We start from the raw sequence: 25,309 nt of genomic DNA on the forward strand, positions 1-25,309 counted from the left end.
CCGTATGATGTATAGAGGAGTGAGAGATAAGTCATTTTTCCTTTTCAGATTGACCAAACTTTTTGCCTAGTCCCCAACTTTTGCACTTGATCCGATTGATCCTTTATTTGTATTTAAAGCAAAAAAAAAAGTCTTTACAAATGTAAAGACTTTTGTGATCCAGTCAGGATTCGAACCTGAGACCTACTGCTTAGAAGGCAGTTGCTCTATCCAGCTGAGCTACTGGACCTAACCTAAATCGCTAGGATTTTGTCGGGGTGGCAGGATTCGAACCTGCGACCTCCTGGTCCCAAACCAGGCGCGATGACCGGGCTACGCTACACCCCGAAAGTTTGCGGAGAGACAGGGACTCGAACCCTGGCATCGGTTACCCGATGACAGATTAGCAATCTGCTCCGTTACCACTCCGGCACCTCTCCGTTGCAACAAGAATTACTTCTCTAATGCGGATGCAAACTTAGCATTAGTTTTTGTTCTGTGCAAGCATTTGTAATAAAAAATATTGTTTTTTTTAGCTATTTTTTAGAATTCGCTAATAGTCAATTTTTTACCAATAATAAAAAAATGTATTTTTTCTGATTTAATTTTAGATATGGTGTGTTTGAGTTTTTTTATGTACTTTACGAACTCAAAACTAGAAGTAAAAAACAAATACAAGAAAACTTAAAAATCAATTCTATAAATTATGAATAAAAGAGTAGTTATTGTTTCTGCTGTCAGAACACCAATAGGAAGTTTTATGGGAGCATTGTCTTCTGTACCTGCTACAGTTTTAGGATCTACGGCAATTAAAGGAGCATTAAATAAGATAAATTTAGATCCTTCTGAAGTGGATGAGGTATTTATGGGAAATGTAGTGCAAGCTGGAGAAGGTCAAGCTCCTGCTCGTCAAGCAGCTTTAGGAGCTGGTCTTTCTAATAAAGTTCCTTGTACTACTGTAAATAAAGTATGTGCTTCAGGAATGAAAGCAATCATGTTTGGAACGCAGGCTATTTTAGCAGGTGATGCTGAAGTAGTAGTTGCAGGTGGAATGGAGAATATGAGTATGATTCCTCATTATGTGCATATGCGAAATGGAAATAAATTTGGACCTGCTACTTTGATAGATGGATTGCAAAAGGATGGTTTAGTAGATGCATATGATAATAATGCTATGGGAGTGTCTGCCGATCTATGTGCTTCAACGCATAACATATCAAGAGAAGAACAAGATGCTTTCGCAGTAGAATCATATGAAAAATCTGCTAAAGCATGGGATGCTGGTAAATTTGATAATGAAATTGTACAAGTAGAAGTACCTCAAAGAAGAGGAGAACCTATTGTTGTTTCAAAAGATGAAGAATTTACTAATGTTAAGTTAGATAAAATTCCATCTTTGCGTCCTGCTTTTACAAAGGATGGAACTGTAACTGCAGCTAATGCTTCAACAATTAACGATGGTGCTGCAGCAGTAATCTTAATGAGTGAAGAAAAAGCGTTAGCTTTAGGATTAAAACCATTAGCTTATGTAATAGGATATGGAGATGCAGCTCAAGAACCAGAATGGTTTACTACTGCTCCATCAAAAGCTTTACCTATAGCTCTTAAGAAAGCAAATACAGATATTAGTCAAGTAGATTTCTTTGAATTTAATGAAGCTTTTTCAGTAGTAGGTATCGCAAATACTAAATTACTAAGTATTGATCCTTCAAAAGTTAATGTAAACGGTGGTGCTGTATCTTTAGGACACCCACTAGGGTGCTCAGGTGCACGTATAGTGGTTACTTTATTAAATGTATTAGAGCAAAATAATGGAAAAATAGGTGCAGCTGCTATCTGTAATGGTGGTGGTGGAGCTTCTGCTATTGTTTTAGAACGCGCTTAAATAAAATAAAAAAATAAATATAGAAGGTGGGTTTGATTCTTCAAACTCATCTTTTATTTTTGTAAAATAATTCAACTCAATTCATTATTATGTTTGCATATTGCAACTTGGCTATAGTCCCACTTCGTTTAGAACCTTCAGATAAAAGCGAAATGGTTTCTCAGGTTTTATTTGGAGAGCACTTTACAATTTTAGAGCAAACAGAAAAGTGGTCTCGAATAGAATTAGCTTTTGATAATTATCAAGGATGGATTGATAATAAGCAATATCAAATAATTTCTAAGGAAGACTATAATTATTTGGAAAATGTTGCAGCTTCTTATGCATCAGACTTAGTTGACTTTGTATCTACTCCTGGTAATTATTTAATGTCTATACCATTGGGGAGTTGTTTAGGCGGTTTACAAAGGGCTTCTATTAATATAGATAACTTTACTTATGAAGGAAAATCTATTGCAGGAGAGTTCAGCAAATCACTTTTTTTAAAAACAGCATTTATGTATTTAAATGCTCCTTATTTATGGGGAGGTAAGACACCTTTTGGTATTGATTGCTCTGGCTTTACCCAGATGGTCTATCGAATTAATGGATATTGTATTCCTAGAGATGCTTCTCAACAAGCTAATGTAGGTGAAGCATTAAGTTTTATAGAAGAAAGTGAAGTTGGAGATTTAGCTTTTTTTGATAATGAAGAAGGGAATATTGTTCATGTGGGTATTATTATGGAGAATAATTATATTATTCATGCTCATGGTAAAGTGCGTATTGATCGACTTGATCATTTAGGTATCTATAATATTGATACTGGACGACACACACATAAACTTAGAGTTATTAAAAAAATCGTATAGGACTAATCTATATTTTTTTGAGGAAGAAAGTCGTGTTCTAAAGTGAATTTTATAACTAGTTCTAATTGTTTTTAAGAAATATAATAGTAGTTATTTCAGTTATAAAGTTCATTTACATTTATTGTATATATAAAATATTATTTCTGATAGTGGATAAAAGTTAGCTGTGTTTTATTGAAAGATTTTTATTTATTTTTTAATCGTTATATACGTTATTCTTTAAAAAACAAATAAAAATGTATCTTTGTCCAAATTCTTCAAATTATGAATACTTTCGAGCAATTTAATCTACCGAAAGCTTTAGATAAAGCTCTTGCTGAGCTTAATATTACAACTCCAACCCCAATTCAAGTTAAGTCTTTTTCTGTGATTCTATCAGGAAGAGATATGATGGGAATTGCCCAAACAGGGACGGGAAAGACATATGCTTACTTACTTCCTATTTTAAAACAATGGAAGTTTGCAAATGTTGATACTCCTCGAGTTGTTATAATCGTTCCTACTCGCGAACTTGTAGTGCAGGTTGTAGATGTTATAGAAAAAATAACACAATATATGTCTATTCGTACGTTAGGCGTTTATGGAGGGACTAATATAAATACACAACGTAAAGCTGTCTATGAAGGAGTAGATATATTAGTAGGTACTCCTGGTCGAATGATGGATTTAGCATTAGATGGTGTATTGCGTTTTGACAATTTACAAAAGCTTGTTATCGATGAGTTTGATGAGATTCTTAATCTAGGATTTAGAGCGCAGCTTACTTCTATTTTAACGATGATGAAGAACAAAAAACAAAATATTTTGTTCTCAGCTACAATGACAGAAGAAGTAGATGAAGTGTTAGATGAATATTTTGATTTTCCAGAGGAAGTATCATTAGCTCCTTCGGGAACACCTCTTGAAAATATTGAACAAATAGTTTATCGTGTTCCTAACTTTAATACAAAAATGAATCTATTATTGCACCTATTAGAGAATAAAGAGGTGTTTAATAGAGTTTTAATTTTTATTAATAGTAAAAGGTTAGCAGATGTTGTGATGGAGAAGTTAGAAGAAGCTTTCCCTGATGAATTCACTGTGATCCATTCTAATAAATCTCAGAATTTCCGTTTGCGTTCTATGGCTGAGTTTCAGTCTAGTCAACTTAGAGGGTTATTGACAACAGATATTATGGCAAGGGGGCTTGATATTTCAGATATTAGCCACGTTATCAATTTACAGTTCACGGAGATTCCAGAACAATATATTCACCGTATTGGACGTACCGGACGTGCAGACAAAAAAGGTATTGCTATTTCTATTATAGATTCAAAAGAGGAAGAAATACTTTTTGAAGCGGAAGCTTTAATGGATAAAGAAATTAAAGAAGTAGAAATACCATCAGAGGTTGTTATTTCAGAATCTTTAATGGAGTTTGAAAAATCTAAATTGAAATCTAAGCAATTGGCTAAAATTAAAAAGCCTATTGAAAAAGGAGCAGCCTTTCATGAAAAGAAAGATAAAAATAAGAAAGTTAATTTAGGAGGACCTGGAAAACGTAATCCTAGAAAGACTAAACCTAGAAATAGAGCTGTAGAGGCAAAAAGAGCTAATAAGCGTAAAAAAGATTAAAAGTAAAGCTATTCATATTGAATAGCTTTTTTTTTGTCCAAGATTGAGCGCTATTGAGTTTGCAATTGTTTTATGAAAGTACTTAAAGTAATTATTCTGTAAAATTTAAATGTTTGAATATTGTACAGATTCAAAATATTTTTAGTACTTAGTGATTATTAAAGTAAAGTAGGTATGATTAAAAGTGAAGAAAAGTATATAACTATTGATAATCAACAAGTTTTTCTAAAACATTTACGACAAGAGAATTTTGTAAATGATCCTTATACATTAGTACTGTTGCACGATTCGCTAGGATGTGTTACGCTCTGGAGAGATTGGCCCGAAATGCTAGCCAAAAGTTTAGGATGTAATGTTTTAGTTTATGACAGAATAGGATATGGAAAATCTGATAAAATGAAAACTACTAAACGTTCTAAAGATTACCTGAAAGAGGAAGCATATTTTTTAGACAAATTATTAGATCAGTTACAGATAGATGAAGTTGCTGTTTTCGGTCACAGTGATGGAGCTTCTATTTCATTGCTATTTGCAGCATTCTTTCCTGATAAGACATTAGCAGTTGTTAGTGAAGCGGCACATATATTTGTAGAGTCGATAACTCTAGAAGGTATAAAAATGGCTGACAAAGCTTACAGAGAAACGAATTTAAAAGAAAGATTAGAAAAATATCACGGAGATAAAGTGGATGATATTATGCATGCTTGGGTTGATAATTGGCTAGCTGAAATTTATTTGGATTGGAATGTAGAAGAAGATTTAGAAAATATCACAGCCCCTTTATTATTTATACAGGGAAGTGATGACGAATATGGTACGTTGTTGCAAGTAGATAAAACCTTAGCTAGGGTAAAAGGACATAAGCAAAAAAAGGTATTTCTATCTACTGGTCATACACCGCACAAGGAAAAAAAAGAGGAAACATTAGAAGTTATTGTTGAGTTTTTAAACAATTATGTAAAAGCTTAGCTTACAAATTTTTCAGTTGCTCAAGCTTGTCTTGGAATAGTTTCAACAAGCGTGGATCCTTATTTGCTAAATAAGCACTTGTTAAACTATTTAGATAGGCATCTAAATCTGTTACTGTACTCCCTGGAGCAATCATAAAAGGTACTTCTAAGTTCTTACTTTTAATTAATTCAATGGTATTTTTTATATACGCTTCTTTATCCATAATGAGTGTGAGTAATTTTTGTCAAAGTTAATTAATATAACTTATAAGTAAAAAGAGGATTGGCTATTAATAGATAATCCTCTTCTTGTTATTATTGCTAATACTTAAATTCCTTCTGTAGGAATATCAATATAGTAAGTCTTTCCTTTTGTTTTTAAATTAGTATTGACTAACCAAGGGTTATATAGTTTTAAAAGTTTGTAATTAATGCCTTGATCTTTAGCAAATAATGCTAGATCGTCTATGTCATAATTAACCATTACTTTCTTAGTTTTTACTGGTGCATATTTCTCTTTTTTAGGAATCGTAAATCCATACTTATCAGTATTAGACATGATTTCTTTTAAAGCTACAATTCTAAAAACATAGCGAGAAGTTTCTTGGTTTAAAAATAAATCATAGTAGTCATTGACATATTGACTATCTAAAGCACGAGTAATTCCTGCCATACCTCTATTATATGAGGCAGCTACCAAAGTCCAAGACCCGAATTTCTCTTTTGCATCTTTAAAGTATTGGCAAGCCTTTTCAGTAGCTTTTACTAAGTCATATCTTTCATCAATGGTTTCATCTACAACTAGACCGTAATCTTTAGCAGTTCCTTTCATAAATTGCCAGAAGCCACTCGCTCCTGCAGGAGATACAGCGTTAGATAAAGTGCTTTCGATAACACATAAATATTTGAAATCATCTGGAATACCATTCTTTTTTAGAATTGGTTCTATGACAGGAAAAAAGCGCTCTGCACGTTTCAAAGTTAATATTGTCGTTCCATGAAGGTTTGTATTAACAATCATCTCTCTATCGAATCTTTCTTTTACATCAAGAAGGTGTAAAGGCATTTTTTCGCCAGCGAAATTAGCTTGGGACGGTATTTCAAAAAAATGAGAACTTTCTTTAGGCGTATCTGTAGGAGTACTTTCACTTATACTACTTGAAAATATTAAAGTAGACGAGATAGCAATTACTGCTATAATTGATATTGCTGTCCTAATCGTTTTTTTCATTGTTTTCTTCTAGAATTAAATTTTGTAGGTTATTGTTAAACCATTTATATTTTATAATTATCATCGCGTGGGTTCCACCTTTAATCACTATAGCATTATTAATATTCTTAATTGGAAATAATTCATCTTTATCTCCATGTATGTGTATGACATTCTTTAATGAATCGCATTGCTTCCAATTAAGTATTTTATCAATACTCCAATCTAAATATTCTTTATCTCTAATGGGAAGGTATTTGTCATACAAAGGAATTCTCTCTTTTGCTTTCTTATTGATTTTACAAAATAAATTAAATATAAAGTCAATATATTTCGTAGGCAAGAGTTTGTATAGTTTTGTTCTTTTTGCAAATTTATAGAGTTTAGGATATTCTTTATTACAACGGATACTCGATATAATAATTGTTTTGCGTACGGGAATATTTTTAGATATTTCCTGTGCTATTATTCCTCCAAAAGATACTCCAATTAATATTGGATTTTTATGTTTAATAAGTGGGATAAATCGCTGTACATAATCATCAAGACTTTCTTGTTTATTTATAGGCAACCACTCTAAATAGGTAATGTCAAATAATGAAGAATCTAATTTTATGTTTTCAAAAATTAGAGAGTTAGAAGACATTCCGGGAAAGAAATAAATTGGTATTTTGTTCATTATAAATTAATTAACTTCATAAATGATGCCTATTTGAAAAAAAATTCCGAACTTTGCTAAATATAATGAATTAAGGGGCTAATAAAAAAGTTAATAAAATAATATTTGAAGTTATTTTAATTATTGACAAAACTCTTCTCTATATGGGGTCTCTGATTGTTTATATCGACTAAGATGAATAATTAAAAAACATACTTATATAATGGAAATTAAAGACAATGAATTGCTTCGTCAGTTTGAATATGAAACTGAACAAGGATTAATGAGTGTGGAATATTCTCTTCAAGAGCGAAAAATATTTCTAACACAATTGAAAGGTATTGAGAATGCTGTACAAAGTCAAGCAGCTGAATTTTTAAAGAGTATTTTAGAAATACTGAAAGAAAAAAAATTAAGAGTTGTTCCTACGCATCCTAAAATTGTTTCTTTCTTTAGAAAGAACCCTGGTTATAAAGAAATGTTACCTCCAGGTATAAGAATATAATTGATTTTCTAAAAACACACACAACAAAAAAAATATCACTTTGTAAATTCAATAAAAAAGGACTCAGTTACTAGTAACTGAGTCCTTTTTTATTGAATGATGTTGTATTAAATAAAATCAAATCTAACTATACCGTCATCATCTATTTTAGTTAAGTGTACGTTGTGTAAAGTATTAACTAACTCGGGATTCCAAGGACATTTTACTTTTACATAATTCTCTGTAAAACCATGGATATATCCTTCTTTGTTTTCTCCTTCAAACAGAACAGTTTTATCTTTTCCTAATTGTGATTCATAAAAAGCACGACGTTTCTTAACAGATAAACCTCTCAACATTTTACTTCTTTTATTACGCACATTCATAGGAACAACGCCTTCCATTTCTATCGCTTCTGTATTATCTCGTTCTGAATAAGTAAAGACATGTAAGTAAGAAATATCTAAATTGCTTAGAAAATTATATGTTTCTAGAAACTTTTCATCTGTTTCTCCTGGAAAACCAACTATAACATCTACTCCGATACAGCAATCAGGCATTACTTCTCTTATTTTGTTCACGCGCTCTACATATAATTCTCTCAAATAACGTCTTTTCATCTTCTTTAAGACATCATTAGAACCCGATTGTAATGGTATATGGAAATGTGGTACAAAAGTGCGGCTATTGGCTACAAAATCAATAGTTTCGTTTTTTAAGAGATTAGGTTCGATAGATGATATACGCAATCTTTCGATACCTTCTACCTTATCGAGTGCTTGCACTAATTCTAAAAAAGTATGTTCATGTTTTTTATTTCCAAATTCACCTTTTCCATAATCTCCAATATTTACACCAGTTAAAACAATTTCTTTTATATTTTGTTTAGAAATTTCTGCTGCATTTTTTAAAACATTCTCCATTGTATCACTTCTAGAGATACCTCTGGCTAATGGGATAGTACAATAAGTACATTTATAATCACATCCGTCTTGTACCTTTAAAAATGCTCGTGTACGATCACCAATAGAATAACTCCCAACATAGAAGTCAGCTTCAGAGATTTCACATGAGTGCACTTGACCCATTTCATTTTTTGAAAGGTCATTGATGTAGTCTGTTATTTTAAACTTCTCCGTTGCCCCCAATACTAAATCAACACCATCAACTGAAGCAAGTTCGTCTGGTTTTAACTGAGCATAGCATCCAACTGCGGCAACAAATGCTTTATCATTTTTCTTTTGTGCTTTTTTTACAATTTGTTTAAACTGTTTGTCTGCATTTTCTGTTACAGAACATGTGTTAATTACATAAATATCAGCAACTTCTTCAAAGTCTACACGATCAAAACCTTCATCTGTAAAGTTTCTTGCAATTGTAGAAGTTTCAGAGAAGTTCAGTTTACAACCTAAAGTATAAAAAGCTACTTTTTTTCTATTTTCCATAATGATTACCTACTATAGTAGTAACTTTGACTATATTTACTTTTTACTAAAAAAAGGACTGCAAATTTACGTACAATATTCGGTTTGATGAAATCAATAATATATTATATATCAATATTTTGTGTAGTTTTAGGTATATCCTCTTGTCAAAATAAAACGAATCAAAACACTGATAAAAAGGTTTTTAGATATAATGAAAGTTCAAATATTCAGACTTTAGATCCTGCATTTTCAAGAAGTATGGCTATTATATGGCCATGTAATCAGCTTTTTAATGGCTTGGTTCAGTTAGATGATAGCTTGAATATAAAACAAGATATAGCAAAATCTTGGAATATAAGCAATGATGGGAGGCAGTATGATTTTATTCTACGTAATGATGTGTATTTTCACAAGCATGCTAATTTTGGAAAAGATAGTACTAGAGTTGTTCGCGCACAAGATTTTGAGTATAGTTTTAATCGCTTACTAGATAGTCGTCTAGGTTCTCCTGGAGCTTGGATACTCCAAAAAGTGGAAACTTTTGCAGCACTAAATGATAGTGTATTTCAAATAACGTTAAAAGAGCCATTTCCTGCTTTTTTAGGTTTATTGTCGATGCGCTATGCTTCTGTCGTGCCTAAAGAGGTAGTAGAAGACCCAAAACACGATTTTCGCTCTCATCCTATTGGTACAGGACCTTTTTATTTTAAATTTTGGGAAGAGAATATTAAGCTGGTATTAAGGAAAAATTCTCTGTATTTTGAAAAAGATGATAATGGTAAACAACTTCCTTATTTAGATGCGGTTGCTATTTCGTTTTTACCAGATAAACAAAGTGCTTTTTTACAATTTATTCAAGGTAAATTAGATTTTATATCAGGGTTAGACCCTTCTTATAACGATGAAATTATTACTTCAAATGGTGCGCTAAAAGAAAAATATAGAAATAAAATAACAATGCAATCTGGTGCATATTTAAATACTGAATATTTAGGATTTAATCTAGAGAGTGGTAGCGAACAGATTAAAGATAAAGATATTAGAACAGCTCTAAATATTGGATTTGATAGAGAAAAGATGCTGATATATTTGCGAAATGGAATAGGGCAAGGAGCTATCGGAGGTATGATACCTAATGGTCTTCATGGCGGCTATCAGTCTGAAAAGCTTTACGATGTAGAAAGAGCAAAAAAATTAGTGCAAGAATATAAGAACCGAACTAATCAAAGTAAGGTAGAAATTGTCCTTACCACAAATGCTTCGTATTTAGATATTGCCGAATACTTGCAAAGAGAATGGTCAAAGATAGGATTCGATGTTATTGTTGATATAATGCCTCCAGCCACATTAAGACAGAGTATTGCTACTGGTAAAGTGTCATTATTCAGAGGAAGTTGGATAGCTGATTACCCAGATGCTGAGAACTATTTATCTCTTTTTTATTCTGTAAATAAAGCACCAAGTGGACCTAATTATACGAGGTTTAATAATACTCAGTTTGATAAATTATACAAATCAACTTTTGGAAAATTAAGTGATAATGAACGATATGAGGTATATACAAAGATGGATATGATAATTGCTGATGAATTGCCTATAATTGTCTTATTTTATGATCAAGCTATTCGTTTCTCACAACGAAATGTTCGTGGTTTAGGAATTAATCCGATGAATAATTTATTTTTAAAAAAAGTATATAAAGACTAAAATATATATGATTAAAAGTAGAATGTCTTTATTTCTAGTTTTATTTTTGTAAATACATACTACACTAAAATTCACCTTATAAAATGATAAACGATTTAGTAGTTCTTATAGTAGATGACGAACCCAAAGTAGGAGAAGTATTAAAAACAATAATTGAAAAGAAAATTAATATCGAAGAGAAAGTTTCAGTTTATTCTGCTTCATCTGTGCAAGAAGCAAAAAAGCTTATAGAAAGTTACTCTCCAGATATAGTTTTCTTAGATATACACATGCCTGATGAAAATGGCTTTGAATTATTGCAACAAGTTGATTCTTCCACTTTTGAAGTCGTTTTCACAACTGCCTATGAACAGTATGCCATTGATGCTATCAATGAATATAATTGTTTGAAATATTTATTGAAACCTATGCAAGTTGAAGAAGTCCAAAGCGTATTTGATAAGTATAGAGAAAAAGAAGGTTATCACTATTACTATAAAATACTAAAAAATAATTCAAAAAGACATATTATAAGAGTAGAAGATATCGTCTTTTGTAAGGCGGCTGATAATTATTGTGAAGTTTATTTGTTAGACGCAAAATATTTAGTTTCTAAAACTTTAAGAGCGGTTTGCGATAAGATACAACACAAAAACTTCATAAGAGTTAACCGTTCTTACTTTGTTAATATGGACTATGTAGACCATATTGATCGTATGAATAATAGAGTGTATTTTAAAAAACCTATTCTGATAAACAATGAAGTGATTGAAGTTGAGATTATAGTTGCTTCTCCAATGATGAAAGATTTAGGTAAATTGAATTTATGAAAGGATTTCTTTTATTATTTTTTTGTCTATTTTCTTATTTTGTTTTTGGACAAGCGAGCGTTATTACTAAACAATACACCATTAATAATGGATTAATAGCTAATGATATACGTTCTATTTGTTTAGATTCAAATGGTATTCTTTGGTTAGGATCTCGTTCTGGGCTTTCTAAAATTATTCAAGGGCAAGTGGTAACTGATGAAGATGCTACCAAGTTAAGGTTTACTAATATTACTGATATTCTTGAGGATAAGGATAATGGGATTTGGATTGGAAGTTATGGACAAGGCATATTGTATAAAGGAAAAAATAAAACACTCACACTCACTACAAAAGACGGGTTAATTTCAGATAGAATTAGGCGCATAGCAATTTTTAATGATTTTGTTTATGTTGGGACTGTTGATGGAATTTCTATTATCTCGTTAGACACATTTAAAATTACAAATCTCAGAATAGAGAAGCAGAACTTATACCAATTAGAAGTTTCAGACTTTTTTAGTTATCAAGGTAAAGTTTACGCTACCACTATTAATGCAGGTGTTTTTCTTGTAGAGGCAGATCGTTTAGTAAAGGAGAATGATATAAAAAGGATATTCTCTGTATATCAAAAAGATGGTTATGTGTTTTATGGTTGCCAAACTGGTTTGATAGTTTATAACCTAGTAACTAGAAAGATAGAATATGAACAAGCTATTCCTAGTATTAGATACTTTAAAGAAATAAATGGAGAGTTATATATAGTTAGCGCAGGTCTCTATGAAAATAAAGGAGGTCTATTTAAATGGAATGGTAAAACAGTAGAAAACATTACTCCGCGTTTTGGTATTAATACTACTGAATTATATTCGCTGAGTTATGATAAAACTAATGATTTCTTATATATTGGAAGTGGATATGAAGGTTTGTATCAAATTGATTTATTCTCAGCATTAAGTTACGACGGATCACTTAAAAACATTACAGCTCTAGAAAATTTAGATAAAAGAATATTTGTTTTCTCACAAGAAGGACTAACTATTAAAAGAGAAAATGAGCTTATAAAAAATGTTCCACTAACTACTTTTAAAGATTATCAAGAGAAGATGTATAAAAGATATGCTTCTTTTATGAATCATGATAATCATTTTTTTGAATTAGATTATTCAATTCCAGCAGACAAAATTTTATTTTATAAAGCTGTACGAGAGAAGAATACAATATGGGTAAGTTCTAATATTGGACTTTTTCAAATTAATCAGTATGGTAAATTAATTGATTATTACAATATACATACTTATCAATTTGGTTTTGATAATGGGCACTTAGTAGAAACAAATCCTTATGGGGGAGTTCGCTATTATCATGATCTAAAAACAATGAAATACTCATATTATTTTAGAATTGACAGTGATAATATTCCAAGAGATATAGTTGATATAAAAAAGGTTAATAATACTTTATTTTTTGCAGGTGCATTAGATGGATTATATTCATATAATGAAAAACAAGGTTTTCTTTCTTATTATAGCAATGGATTGTTAACAGAGAGAAGAATAAAGAAGTTAGCAAATGGAAAAAATAATACACTCTATTTAGCAACAGATTTTAATAGTATTTATCGTCTAAAATTAGGGCAAGAACCAATTGCAATAGAAGAATTCTTATCGGGGGAAGATATATTAGGTAGTACTATAAACTTGTTAACTTGTGTTGATGATAAACTTATTTTAGGAACTAATCGTGGTCTTACAGTAATTACACCAGAAGGGAAGTTTTATTTTGATAGTGAACAGGGGTTTCTGCATAAAAATATTATTTCTTATGTCAAAGATGGTAACTTACTTTATATGGGGACTAGTTCAGGGCTATATATTCTTGATGTAAATTATTTCCAGAGAAAACAGCAAAATTTAAAAGTATCGCTCTCCAAAATATTAGTCAATGGTATTGATCTATCTAGTAAAGAAAATGAATTATCAGATTCAAAAGTTTTAAATTTATCTAGTAAAGAAAATTCGCTACAAATAAGTTTCAATGTATTGGGAGCAAAGTTCCCTAATAAGTTAGAATTTCAATATAGATTAAAACCAACAGAATCTTGGAATGATGTTAAGGGATTGCGACTAGATCTACATTATTTAGAATCTGGTATATATCCAATTGATTTAAAAATAATAGACTATGATACTGGTAATGAGTTAGTCTATCCATTGTTGTATGTCTCCATCGATAAGCCTTTTTATTTGAGTATATGGTTTTTTGTTGCGTGCGGAATGCTTATTCTTATTATTTCTTTTCTGTATTACCGATCTCGAATATTGAAGTATAAGCGTGAAAAAGATATTAACGAGAAGAAACTATTGTACCAAAAAAGACTTGCTGAGGTAAAGTTATTGGCAGTGCGAAGTCAGATGAATTCACATTTTATTTTTAATGTATTAAGCTCAATACAGTATTTTATTGTTACAGACCTGAAAGATGAAGCCTTTACTTATCTCGGTAAGTTTGCTAATTTAATTAGACGAACTTTAAACGTTTCTACTAAAGAAAGAATTACTTTAAAAGAAGAAATTGACTATTTAAAAGATTATGTAGAAATCGAGAATATGAGATTAGATGGTAGAGTAACATTTGAAATAGAGGTGAGAGATGCTATTAATTTAAACGCAATACAAGTGCCTCCAATGTTATTACAACCGTTTATAGAAAACTCATTAGTTCATGCTTTTCCAAAATCTATTGAACATCCAAGAATTACAATTACTGTGTTTAAACAAGCTAAAAACTTAGTTATTGTAATGAAAGATAATGGTATTGGTAGTTTATCAAAAGAGAATAAAAAGCATAAGTATGAGTCAAAAGGAATGTCAATAGTAAGAGAGCGTATGTCATTAATTCAGGAATATTTAGAAGAGGATTTAATAATGGAGGTTGGAGAGACGGGAACAACAGTTACACTATTGCTAAAAGAAGTTATTTAGGTATGAAAAAACTACTATTTTTATTTATCATTTTGTCATATATATTTGGAAATATATATGTCTTTAGCCATTTATATCCTCTAGTTGAGAACAGTAATACCGGGACGCGTCTTATATTCGTAGGTATTGTTTTAGTTTTAACTCTATCAGTATTTCTATTTTTTACTCTAGGAAAAAAAGTACCAATTTACTTAGCTTCTATATTGTATAAAATAGGGACAGGCTGGTTAATGCTGAGTATCTATGCCTTTATATTTACGATTATATTAGATTTTGTATCGTTTTTGAATAAGTCATTTATACATAGTTCTTCATTACTTTTAGTATCTTATAGTTTTAATCAAGGAGTATTACTATTTCTCTTAATTTTTATAAGTGCATTGATAGGTTTTGTAAATTTTAAAAAGAAGAAAAGAGTAGAAATAAATATTACAGTCGATAATAAAGAAGTCCCAAAACCTATCAAAATAGTTTTTATTTCAGATCTACATCTAGGGTATGCAATTGAGCGAAAAGATTTAAAAAAATGGGTAGAAATCATAAACTCAGAACATCCAGATTTAATATTGATAGGTGGTGATATTATAGATTTTAGTCTACAACCTGTTCTTTATTATAAATTACATGAAGTTTTACAGGAGTTATCAGCAAAATATGGAGTCTATACTTGTTTAGGAAATCACGAATATTTATCAGGTGTAGAGAAAAGCATAGAATTTATAAAGTCTAGTAATATTACTGTATTGCGCGATTCTATAGCAGAAATAAATGAATTAGGTATTTCTTTGATAGGCAGAGATGATAGAACAAATAAAAGTCGCAAATCTTTAAAGGCTTTATTGCACAATAATAATGCTGACCATATATCAATTCTACTTGATCACCAGCCATACCAATTAGAAGTAGCATCTAATAATGGTATAGACTTGCAACTTTCTGGTCATACGCATAGAGGTCAAATGTGGCCAATTTCATGGATTACAGATTACTTGTTTGAGAACTCACATGGTTATTTAAAAAAAGATAAGACAACTATTTATGTAAGTTCTGGTATCGGTATTTGGGGTGGTCGCTATCGCATAGGTACGCAATCTGAATATGTTGTGATAAATATTAAGTAAGAAATGCTGTATAAATAGATGATTTCTTAATCCCTAAATAAAAACCTATTTTTGTATAAATTATTTAAGAGCTAAATTGTGAATTACTTATCAGTAGAAAATATATCAAAGTCCTTTGGTGCAAGAACACTTTTTGAGGATGTATCTTTTGGAATTAACAAAGATCAAAAAATAGCATTTATTGCAAAAAATGGTTCTGGAAAGACGACTATACTTAATATCTTAAATGGAAGTGATTACGCTGATTCAGGACAAGTTGTAATGCGTAAGGGGATTCGTATGGAGTTTTTGTCTCAGGAGCCAAATCTACAAGACGAATTAACTATTGAAGAAAGTATTTTCGCTTCAGATAATGAGACTTTAAAGGTTATTGAGCAATATGAAAAAGCTTTAGAGAATCCTGACGATCAGGATGAATATCAAAAAGCTTTTGAAAAAATGGAAGCACATAACGCTTGGGATTTCGAAACACAGTACAAACAGATATTATTTAAATTAAAGTTAGAAGATTTAAAAGTTAAAGTAAAAACACTTTCTGGAGGACAGAAAAAAAGGTTGGCTTTAGCTATTATTCTTATTAATCGACCTGATTTACTAATTCTGGATGAGCCTACTAACCATTTAGATCTAGAAATGATTGAATGGCTAGAGAATTATTTTGCAAAAGAAAATATTACCTTATTTATGGTTACGCACGACCGCTTCTTTTTAGAGCGTGTTTGTAACGAAATAATAGAATTAGATAACGGAAAAATATACCAATACAAAGGAAATTATTCTTACTATCTACAGAAAAAAGAAGAGCGCATTGCTGTTGAAAATGCTAGCATCGATAAAGCTCAAAACTTGTTTGTAAAAGAATTGTCTTGGATGAGAAGACAACCAAAAGCTAGAACTACTAAGTCAAAATCTAGAATTGACGATTTTTACGATATTAAAGAGAAAGCGCATAGTAGAAGAATAGAGCACCAGGTAGAGCTAGAAATAAATATGGAGCGTATGGGGAGCAAGATTATTGAACTTCATAAGCTGAATAAAACCTTTAATGATAAGATTATTTTAAAGGACTTTAGTTATAATTTTAACAAAGGTGAACGTATAGGTATTATTGGTAAAAATGGTACTGGTAAATCTACTTTTTTAAATATTTTGACTCAAAGTATAGTGCCAGATAATGGTAAAGTGGTTATTGGTGAAACAATAAAAATAGGGTATTATACCCAAAGTGGTATTGTGGTAAAACCAGAACAAAAAGTAATTGATGTTATTAAAGAATTTGGGGAGTATATTCCACTGACAAAAGGGCGCTCTATTTCAGCTGCTCAGTTATTAGAACGTTTTTTATTTGATCGCAAAAAGCAATATGATTTTGTAGAGAAATTAAGTGGTGGAGAGCTAAAGCGATTATATCTATGTACAGTGTTGATTCAGAACCCTAATTTCTTAATATTAGATGAGCCTACTAATGATTTAGATATTGTAACATTAAATGTATTAGAAAGCTTCTTATTAGATTATCCAGGCTGTCTATTAGTAGTTTCTCACGATAGATACTTTATGGATAAGATTGTAGATCACTTATTTGTCTTTAGAGGGCAAGGTGAGGTAGAGGATTTTCCTGGAAACTATTCTGACTTTAGAGCGTACGAAGATAGTGCAGAGCCTATAAAAGATGAATTGCCAAAAGAAAAAGTGAACTGGAAAGAAAATCAAGTTAAAAAGGGATTAACTTTTCAAGAGCAAAAAGAATTTCAGAAAGTAGAAAGAGAAATTCAAAATTTAGAACAAGAAAAGATTAAAATAGAACTACTTTTTTCAAATGGAAAAGTAGGTGATGAAGAAATAGAAGAGCAAGCAAATAAATTACAAAAAGTGTTAGAAAAATTAGAAGCATTAGAAGAAAAATGGTTTGAATTATCTTCTAAAATGGAAGAGTAATTAATGCTTAAAATAAGTAAAAAAAACAAGGTATTTCGCAGGTGAAATACCTTGTTTTTTTGTTTCAAAACTATCATTTTTTATTTTTCGTCATTTAATTTATGAAGTTTTTTGGCATTTTTGCAATTTTTTTTATAGGATTTTTTTAAGTTTTAAGTGTGTGATTTTCAGTATATTATTGTTTTTAACTTGTTAAAAATATCATTAATTACCCCCAAAAAATAGGTGGTTATAAAAAAGGGAGTAACTTTGCACTCAGAAATTTCAAGTGGTGACAGGGCTTGAGAAATTAAATTTAATGAGAAAAAAATGTTCTTTTTTTATTGGATTTGTTCTATTAATTGGAGGTGTAATTTCAGGTTTTAAGAAGTATGAAATTACGTTGATCGAACAGTACAAAATACTGCCAGAACAGCCTTTATTTTATTCTTACCCTCTTTTAGAGGAAGAATCTACTAATAGTTCAATTCCTTTTATAGGAAAGACCTATGTTGGTTTTAAACAAGCCTTAGGTATACGTGAATCAAATGGATTATACAAAATAGTTAATTCATATGGTTATATGGGAAAATATCAATTTGGTAAATTAGCACTAAAATCAATTGGTATAACGGATTCTAAATCTTTTTTAAATAATCCTTTGATACAAGAAAAAGCATTTGATGCTTTAGTATCAAAAAATAAATGGATATTAAGAGAAGAGATAGAAAGATTCGATGGAAAAAAAATAGGTGGAATCACAATTACTGAATCAGGTATTTTAGCTGCTGCTCATTTAGGTGGAGCTGGATCGGTAAGACGTTTTTTAAGAAGTAATGGACTGAATGGTTTTAATGATGGTTTTGGTACTTCTATTAAAACGTATTTAAAAAAATTCAGTGGCTATGATGTTTCTTTAATAGAAGCAGATAGAAATGCTATAGTAGCGCTATAATCTTTCATACGAAGACTAAGGTTATTATAAAGTTAATTAATAAATGAGAAGAGGTAGTCAATTTTGACTACCTCTTCTCTTTTTATGTAAAAGTTTTTGGAAGATTAAAAATTAATACTACTTTTGTAATCAATAACATAGAAAAGAAATGAATATTATTCTTACAAATACTTGGTGGTGGAGTGCACTTACGTCAAATGTCGTGAGCAGTCCTTGCTATGTATATATAAGATAAATGCAATATATATAATTATGAAAAGGCTTGTCACACGACAAGCCTTTTTTTTTGTGCCTAAAAATTAATAATTAAAAAATATAGATATGAGATTTCAAGTTGATAAAGATGGTTTTTACGGAAGATTTGGAGGGGCTTTTATTCCTGAAGCTTTAGAAAATAATATTGCTGCATTACAAGAAGCATATCAAACTATTATCCAAGAGGAAAGTTTTAAAGAAGAGCTTAATTCGTTATTACAAGATTATGTAGGTAGGCCGACACCGCTGTATCACGCTGCTAACTTATCTAAGAAATATAACACTAATGTTTATTTAAAGAGAGAAGATTTATGCCATACAGGAGCTCACAAAATTAATAATACTATCGGGCAGATTCTTTTAGCTAAAAGACTTGGTAAACAAAAAATAGTAGCGGAGACTGGTGCTGGACAGCATGGGGTAGCGACAGCTACAGTTTGTGCTTTGATGGGCATGGAGTGTATTGTATTTATGGGGGCATTAGATATTAAACGTCAAGCGCCAAATGTTGCCCGTATGAAAATGTTAGGGGCTGAGGTAAGAGCAGCTGAATCAGGAGCTAAAACATTAAAAGAAGCAGTTGATGAAGCATTGTTATACTGGATTGATAATGCAGAGGATACTTTCTATTTGATAGGTTCTGCAGTAGGGCCACACCCTTATCCTGATATGGTTAGTAGATTTCAATCGGTCATCTCTGAGGAAATAAAAAAACAATTAAAAGAGAAAGAGGGAAGAGAAAATCCCGATTATGTTATTGCATGTGTAGGTGGAGGAAGTAATGCTGCTGGTGCTTTTTATCATTTTTTAGAAAATGATGATGTTAAGTTAATTGTTGCAGAAGGTGGAGGAGAGGGAGTAGATAATCTTAAGACAGCTGCTACTTCCTTTGTAGGAAAAGAAGGGGTGCTACACGGCAGTAAGACTTTGTTTATGCAAGATGAAAAAGGAGAGCCTTTAGAAGCTTATTCTATTTCAGCAGGTTTAGATTATCCTGGTTTTGGACCTTTATATGCACATATGAAAGAATTAAATAGAACAGAATTCTTTGCTATTTTGGATGATGAAGCTATGCAAGCAGGATTAAACTTATGTAGAGAGGAAGGAATTATACCTGCAATTGAGAGTTCGCATGCATTAGCAGTATTAGATAAAAGGAAGTTTAATGAGGATGATATTGTAGTTATTAATTTATCTGGTAGAGGAGATAAAGATTTAGATAATTATCGCTCTTATTTTGAGTTCTAAAATTTTAATACTTTTATATAAAAAGAAATTCCTAATTGATAATTAATTATCAATTAGGAATTTTGCTTATGTAGTTAAAATTTAAAATTAAAGATTTATTTCTCCTACCATTTTACTTGGATCAACTAACTGATCAAACTCTTCAGCAGTAACATATCCAAGGCGAACAGCTTCGTCTTTTAAAGTTGTACCATTTTGATGAGCTGTTTGTGCAATTTCAGCTGCTTTGTAATAACCTATTTTTGGATTTAGAGCAGTGACTAACATTAGCGAATTATCTACTAATTCTTTAATTCGTTTAGTATTTGGTTCTATTCCTTGTGCACAATGAATATCAAAAGATACACAAGCTTCACCAATTAATGTAGCAGATTGTAAGAAGTTAGCTGCCATTATCGGTTTGAATACATTTAACTCATAATGTCCTTGAGAACCACTAAAGCTGATTGCAACATCATTACCGATTACTTGTGCCGCTACCATTGTTAAAGCTTCACATTGCGTAGGATTTACTTTACCAGGCATGATAGAAGAACCTGGTTCATTTGCTGGTATTATAATTTCACCAATTCCTGAACGAGGTCCCGATGCCATCATACGAATATCGTTTGCTATTTTATAAAGCGATACAGCTAATTGTTTTAATGCGCCATGTGTTTCTACAATAGCATCGTGAGAAGCAAGTGCTTCAAATTTATTTTGTGCCGTTACGAAAGGTAACTCCGTGAATTTAGCGATATATTCAGCTACTTTTACATCATATCCTTTTGGAGTATTTAATCCTGTTCCTACAGCTGTTCCTCCTAATGCTAGTTCTGATAAATGAGCTAATGTATTTTTTAAAGCTTTTAAGCCATAATCTAATTGTGCTACATAACCCGAAATTTCTTGTCCTAGCGTAAGTGGTGTTGCATCCATTAAGTGTGTTCTACCAATTTTTACGACATCTTTAAATTCCTTTGCTTTTTGTGCAAGTGTATTTCGCAATTGTGTTACCCCAGGAATAGTATATTCAACCACTGCTTTATAAGCCGCAATATGCATAGCGGTTGGGAAAGTATCATTTGATGATTGTGATTTATTTACATCGTCATTTGCTTTTAGAATGCTTTCACCTTCACCAATTTTGCCACCAGCAGCTACTTGAGCGCGGTTAGCTATCACTTCATTAAGATTCATGTTAGATTGTGTACCAGAACCAGTTTGCCAGATTACTAATGGGAATTGATCATTTAGTTTACCAGCTAGTATTTCGTCGCAAACAGATGATATAGCATTCCTTTTTTCAATAGATAATACACCTAAATCGTAATTAGCCCAAGCTGCTGCTTTTTTTAGATAAGCAAACGCTTCTATTATTTCATGAGGCATTGATGCTTCAGGTCCGATTTTAAAATTGTTTCTTGAACGTTCTGTTTGTGCTCCCCAATACTTATCAGCAGGTACTTTAACTTCTCCGATAGTGTCTTTTTCTATTCTATATTCCATAATATTATTATTTATAAATCTATTAGATAAAGATACTGAAATTATTTAGTATCATTCTAAATGAGTTTTGAATATTTCTCTAAGACTAGGTCAAAAAAGAAAAAGTATGTATATTTGAGGCGTATATACAAATAAATCCGGAAAAAATGTTTGAATTTCAACAGTATTTAGGTTTCATCGTCGGCATGACTGTTATCACCATGGCGTTTTGGCTCTTGATATTTTTAGTAGGTTTCGCTTGTTATTGGGCTGCCGGAGGTGCAAGAGAGTTCTTAAAAGAGAAGAAAGCTAAAAGACAACAATTAGAAGAAAGTCAAATGTAATATTTGACTTACTAGAATAAAAGTCAGTATAAACCATACTGACTTTTTTTATACGCTATATTTAACGTTGTATTAAATGAGTAACCTCGTAGTATTAATCTATAGAGCGTTCTCATCTTAAATGTAGCTACTTACTTCTTCAGTAAACCATTAGAATCCAGTTCGATTATAAAAAGCACTGTTTATAAATATTGAGTGAAATTAAAGGAGTTATAACTAAAGCGATATTCTGACAAACTGCCAAAGGTTACTTCCCAGTTCTGTTAATATGTTATCATTATCCGAAATGATTTTTTTGGAAAATAAAATCATATTAATTAAAAGATAGTTTTGAATTATATGAGTAATTCATTGCTAAATCAGTGCAAATGAGTCTATATTGAGTCCATAGTGAGACTATTAAAACGCAGGAATTTAATGGAGGCACAATGGATGCATTATGCAATGATTTTACTTCCATTGCGGATTATATTGCACCAAGGGTAGTTCCGTTCTATATTGATGTACATTATTATTTGTATAAATAAAGCTTGTGATATGTACTCTGTAGGGAGTGTGATGACAGACTTAGATAGAATAGTGAATAAGTAAAAAGAGCCAAGGGAAATCCCTTAGCTTCTTTTTGATTTATAGTTAAAGTTAGTTAGTTTTCAGAAGTATTTCTTGTAGTGCTAAATAGTAATTCATGTGAATTTTAGATATTATTTAGCTTAATAAAGAGTTAGCAATATATATCTAAAAGTTTAATACTGCAAGATAATTTTTGTTTTTTTATTGATAATATTTTTTTTATTAAACTGTATTGAATTATATATAATTTAATAGAATTATAATTGATAATAATATTTATCGGTATTCAGATTTCGATTTACCTGCTCTTATTTAATCGTAGAACCTTAATCAACAGTCTAATATTAAAGCAAGAGCTACTATATTTCTTAAGTATAGTAGCTCTTGTGTTAATTATTGCATTGGCATTATTTCCATATCTTCTCCTTCGCCACCTTCCATTGATTTCTTATACATTTTCTTATCATTTTTACTTTGATTAAATCGATAAGTAAATGATAAGTTAACTTGTCTACCTCTCCATTGCATTTCGCTATATGAATTTGAATAAGGTAAGTAGCTATCAGATTCTCTCTTACGTGAATCAAATAAGTCGTTCACGTTAAAAGTAATGGTTGCTTGATCTTTTAAAATATCTTTACTTAATGATAGATTAGCAGATATATTGCCTTTTACTCTTCCTTGTGCATTATCATAAGGAGCTTTATACATACCATTCATTTGCCAATCTATTTTGTATGGTAAGGTCACTTTTGACGATATACGTGTAAACCAAGCATATGCATTATTGTCAAAATTTTGTGTTTCCTTATTACCATCTAAATCGACGAAAGTATAATCTCCTGTAGTTTCAGTTCTAAAGAAATTAAAGTTACCATTCAATCTCCACCATTTGAAAGGTGTATAGTTTAATGTGAAATCAAAACCATATCTATACTCAGTTGCTAAGTTAATAGGTGAACTTACAGTAATAGGAGTTCCGTCATCTGTCGTTCCCGCAATTCTTTTTACAAATTGGAATGTATCATCCGTTTTATTAAGATATGCAGATGCGCTTAATGTAAATCCACTCCATCTCTTCATAAATCCTAAATCATAAGCATCTGTTTTTGCAGGATCTAAGTTAGGATTTCCTTGAAAGTAATTAATATTACTTGTATAGTTAGAGAAAGGATTCAAAAAGAAACCTCTTGGACGCATAATACGTCTACTATAACTAGCACTAATATTACTTGATTCGTTGATTTCGTAATTTAAAAATGCACTTGGGAAAAAGTCATTATATTTCTTGTTATTATAATCATTGTTTCTAAGTTGGTTGACATCTATATTACTATCTTCCCATCTTAAACCTACCATATAATTTAAACGATCTGTAATTTTATCTCCATATTGAGCATATACAGCATTTACTTGCTCTTTATATTCAAGTGTATTTGAGAATTTAGTATTGTTTATCCATTGATCATTAGTAAGGTTAAAAAGATCATAATCATTAGTAGTCTTTTTAAATGTTCCTAAATAACCTGCTTCAAAATTACCAGTTTCACCAATAGGTAAGGTGTAATCTGCTTTTAGCATTCCTGATAAATATTTGTCATCACTATTGTTTTTTTCAAACGAACTAGTGTTTAAATAATTATTGATATCAGATATACTAGCATCATCCGTACTTTTGTCTTGAGATATTGTCGCTTCTATCGTAAACTTGTGGTCAGGATTAGAAAAATGTTTTTCTATAGACGTAGTATATTCAACACTATTCCAGCTAGATTTTCTATATTCATCGCGGTATCTGTCATATAGGAATTCTTGATTACCATCATAATATTGATAATCTACAGTGTTTGGGTTTGTACCATTACTTCTTCTAACAGTAACAGCATTAGACCATGTAAAACTAGGTGTGATAAAATAATCTAAACCAAACATACCGTTGTATCCTTGTCTCTTGCGATTGTTGTCTTTATACTCATTAATATATTGAGTAGTTAATCCATTCTCGTCAAAGTATTGATTGTTATTTAGATTATAACCTTTTGTTTTTCCATCTCTATAACCAATCGTAGTGTAGAAATTAAACTTTTCACTTCTAAGGTTAAAGTTTCCATTTAATTCGTAATTACGTGGATCTCCGATAGTCCCCGTAACATTACCATTAAGTCCTTGTGATTTACCTTTTTTCAGAATTATATTAATGATACCAGCTCCACCTTCAGCTTCATATCTAGCAGAAGGATTAGTGATTACTTCTACCTTTTCAATAGACTCAGCAGAAAGGATACGCATTGCTTCCTGAATATTATTCGCTAATCCAGTAGGCTTACCATCGATTAAAACTTTTACATTTTCATTCCCTCTTAGACTTACTGCACCTTCACTATCTACTGTTACAGAAGGTACGTTATCTAATACATCTCCTGCTGTACCACCTTTAATAACCATATCTTGACCGACATTGTAAACTTTTTTATCAAGTTTAATGTCAACCGTCGATTTTTCGGCGATTACTACAACGCTTTCTAGCATTTGAGAATCTCCATAAACTTTATGTTTTCCAATATTAGTATTTCCATCGACTTTTATATTGTGTAGTTCAATAGGCTTAAAGCCTAAAAAGTCAATTTTAAGATAATAGGTACCAGCGGGAACATCAAAGGTAAAGTTACCTTTTGAATCAGTCATGCCCCCCGAAACGATATTGGCATCATTTTCATTTTGTGCATAGATACTAGCAAATTCTAATGGTTCATTAGTACTAGCTTCTATAACTGTACCAGTTACTGTAGCTTTTTTAGTGTTCTGTCCTAATGCTGTTAACGATAAAAATATTGAAAACAGCATTAACAGAACTTTTGAAATCTTCTCTTTTTTCATTATAGTCGTTAGTTTATA

Annotated in this window: 19 protein-coding genes and 3 tRNA genes; 13 read left to right on the forward strand and 9 right to left on the reverse strand. The window is 31.0% G+C overall.

What is annotated here, in order from left to right; all coding sequences use genetic code 11:
• Positions 1 to 155: 155 nt before the first annotated feature.
• The 3 genes from RH98_RS04335 to RH98_RS04345 form a co-directional block, all read right to left on the reverse strand.
• A tRNA-Arg gene (locus RH98_RS04335) sits at positions 156 to 229 on the reverse strand.
• A 23-nt stretch (positions 230 to 252) separates the two neighbouring features.
• Positions 253 to 327 (reverse strand) — tRNA-Pro (locus RH98_RS04340).
• 8 nt (positions 328 to 335) lie between these two features.
• Positions 336 to 419 (reverse strand) — tRNA-Ser (locus RH98_RS04345).
• Positions 420 to 685: 266 nt separating this feature from the next.
• Here RH98_RS04345 and RH98_RS04350 point away from each other — a divergent pair.
• From RH98_RS04350 to RH98_RS04365, 4 genes are all read left to right on the forward strand, one after another.
• Positions 686 to 1,864 (forward strand): acetyl-CoA C-acyltransferase, encoded by a 1,179-nt coding sequence (locus RH98_RS04350; protein ID WP_010250915.1) that lies wholly within the window; start codon positions 686 to 688, stop codon positions 1,862 to 1,864.
• A gap of 89 nt (positions 1,865 to 1,953) precedes the next feature.
• Positions 1,954 to 2,715 (forward strand): C40 family peptidase, encoded by a 762-nt coding sequence (locus RH98_RS04355; protein WP_010250917.1) that lies wholly within the window; start codon positions 1,954 to 1,956, stop codon positions 2,713 to 2,715.
• 264 nt (positions 2,716 to 2,979) lie between these two features.
• Positions 2,980 to 4,329, forward strand: coding sequence for a DEAD/DEAH box helicase (locus RH98_RS04360; protein ID WP_010250919.1), 1,350 nt, complete (start codon positions 2,980 to 2,982; stop codon positions 4,327 to 4,329).
• Between the two features lie 174 nt (positions 4,330 to 4,503).
• Positions 4,504 to 5,298, forward strand: a complete 795-nt coding sequence (locus tag RH98_RS04365; RefSeq protein ID WP_010250921.1) for an alpha/beta fold hydrolase — start codon at positions 4,504 to 4,506, stop codon at positions 5,296 to 5,298.
• A gap of 1 nt (position 5,299) precedes the next feature.
• Here the strand turns inward: RH98_RS04365 and RH98_RS04370 are convergent, their stop codons facing one another.
• The 3 genes from RH98_RS04370 to RH98_RS04380 all read right to left on the reverse strand — a co-directional run bounded on the left by RH98_RS04370 (position 5,300) and on the right by RH98_RS04380 (position 7,168).
• On the reverse strand, positions 5,300 to 5,503 hold the full coding sequence (locus RH98_RS04370; RefSeq protein WP_010250924.1) for a hypothetical protein: 204 nt from the start codon (positions 5,501 to 5,503) through the stop codon (positions 5,300 to 5,302).
• Between the two features lie 104 nt (positions 5,504 to 5,607).
• On the reverse strand, positions 5,608 to 6,510 hold the full coding sequence (locus RH98_RS04375) for a lytic transglycosylase domain-containing protein (RefSeq protein WP_010250927.1): 903 nt from the start codon (positions 6,508 to 6,510) through the stop codon (positions 5,608 to 5,610).
• A complete protein-coding gene (locus RH98_RS04380) occupies positions 6,494 to 7,168 on the reverse strand; it encodes an alpha/beta hydrolase family protein (protein ID WP_026038738.1) in 675 nt (224 codons plus the stop codon). Before RH98_RS04380 ends, RH98_RS04375 begins: the two co-directional genes overlap by 17 nt.
• 202 nt (positions 7,169 to 7,370) lie before the next feature.
• Here RH98_RS04380 and RH98_RS04385 point away from each other — a divergent pair, with 202 nt between their 5' ends.
• Positions 7,371 to 7,652: a GNAT family N-acetyltransferase gene (locus tag RH98_RS04385; protein ID WP_010250931.1), complete on the forward strand. Its 282-nt coding sequence runs from the start codon at positions 7,371 to 7,373 to the stop codon at positions 7,650 to 7,652.
• 107 nt (positions 7,653 to 7,759) lie between these two features.
• On the opposite strand, the gene mtaB is transcribed toward RH98_RS04385, so the two are convergent.
• Positions 7,760 to 9,076 carry a tRNA (N(6)-L-threonylcarbamoyladenosine(37)-C(2))-methylthiotransferase MtaB gene (gene mtaB / locus RH98_RS04390; RefSeq protein ID WP_010250933.1) on the reverse strand — a complete coding sequence of 439 codons (1,317 nt, stop codon included), beginning with the start codon at positions 9,074 to 9,076 and terminating at the stop codon, positions 7,760 to 7,762.
• 87 nt (positions 9,077 to 9,163) lie between these two features.
• Here mtaB and RH98_RS04395 point away from each other — a divergent pair, with 87 nt between their 5' ends.
• From RH98_RS04395 to trpB, 7 genes are all read left to right on the forward strand, one after another.
• A complete protein-coding gene (locus RH98_RS04395; RefSeq protein WP_010250935.1) occupies positions 9,164 to 10,765 on the forward strand; it encodes an ABC transporter substrate-binding protein in 1,602 nt (533 codons plus the stop codon).
• An 83-nt stretch (positions 10,766 to 10,848) separates the two neighbouring features.
• Positions 10,849 to 11,574, forward strand: coding sequence for a LytR/AlgR family response regulator transcription factor (locus tag RH98_RS04400; protein ID WP_010250937.1), 726 nt, complete (start codon positions 10,849 to 10,851; stop codon positions 11,572 to 11,574).
• Positions 11,571 to 14,537 carry a sensor histidine kinase gene (locus RH98_RS04405; protein WP_010250939.1) on the forward strand — a complete coding sequence of 989 codons (2,967 nt, stop codon included), beginning with the start codon at positions 11,571 to 11,573 and terminating at the stop codon, positions 14,535 to 14,537. Before RH98_RS04400 ends, RH98_RS04405 begins: the two co-directional genes overlap by 4 nt.
• A 2-nt stretch (positions 14,538 to 14,539) precedes the next feature.
• Positions 14,540 to 15,658, forward strand: coding sequence for a metallophosphoesterase (locus RH98_RS04410; RefSeq protein ID WP_010250941.1), 1,119 nt, complete (start codon positions 14,540 to 14,542; stop codon positions 15,656 to 15,658).
• Between the two features lie 78 nt (positions 15,659 to 15,736).
• Positions 15,737 to 17,596 (forward strand): ABC-F family ATP-binding cassette domain-containing protein, encoded by a 1,860-nt coding sequence (locus tag RH98_RS04415; protein WP_010250942.1) that lies wholly within the window; start codon positions 15,737 to 15,739, stop codon positions 17,594 to 17,596.
• Between the two features lie 298 nt (positions 17,597 to 17,894).
• Complete coding sequence (locus tag RH98_RS04420; RefSeq protein WP_010250945.1) at positions 17,895 to 18,530, forward strand: hypothetical protein; 636 nt, start codon at positions 17,895 to 17,897, stop codon at positions 18,528 to 18,530.
• A 321-nt stretch (positions 18,531 to 18,851) separates the two neighbouring features.
• The gene (gene trpB / locus RH98_RS04425) at positions 18,852 to 20,033 is read left to right on the forward strand and encodes a tryptophan synthase subunit beta (RefSeq protein ID WP_010250946.1); all 1,182 of its coding nucleotides are present in this window, start codon (positions 18,852 to 18,854) and stop codon (positions 20,031 to 20,033) included.
• Between the two features lie 87 nt (positions 20,034 to 20,120).
• Here trpB and fumC read toward each other — a convergent pair whose 3' ends face one another.
• Positions 20,121 to 21,521 (reverse strand): class II fumarate hydratase, encoded by a 1,401-nt coding sequence (fumC, locus tag RH98_RS04430; protein WP_010250948.1) that lies wholly within the window; start codon positions 21,519 to 21,521, stop codon positions 20,121 to 20,123.
• Positions 21,522 to 21,667: 146 nt separating this feature from the next.
• On the opposite strand from fumC, the gene RH98_RS15865 reads away from it, so the two are divergent.
• Entirely contained in the window at positions 21,668 to 21,844 is a 177-nt protein-coding gene (locus tag RH98_RS15865) for a hypothetical protein (protein WP_010250949.1), read from the forward strand.
• 963 nt (positions 21,845 to 22,807) lie between these two features.
• On the opposite strand, the gene RH98_RS04435 is transcribed toward RH98_RS15865, so the two are convergent.
• Positions 22,808 to 25,291 carry a TonB-dependent receptor gene (locus tag RH98_RS04435; RefSeq protein WP_010250951.1) on the reverse strand — a complete coding sequence of 828 codons (2,484 nt, stop codon included), beginning with the start codon at positions 25,289 to 25,291 and terminating at the stop codon, positions 22,808 to 22,810.
• Positions 25,292 to 25,309: the final 18 nt, after the last annotated feature.

It is taken from the genome of Myroides injenensis M09-0166 (assembly GCF_000246945.1).
Lineage (GTDB): Bacteria > Bacteroidota > Bacteroidia > Flavobacteriales > Flavobacteriaceae > Flavobacterium > Flavobacterium injenense.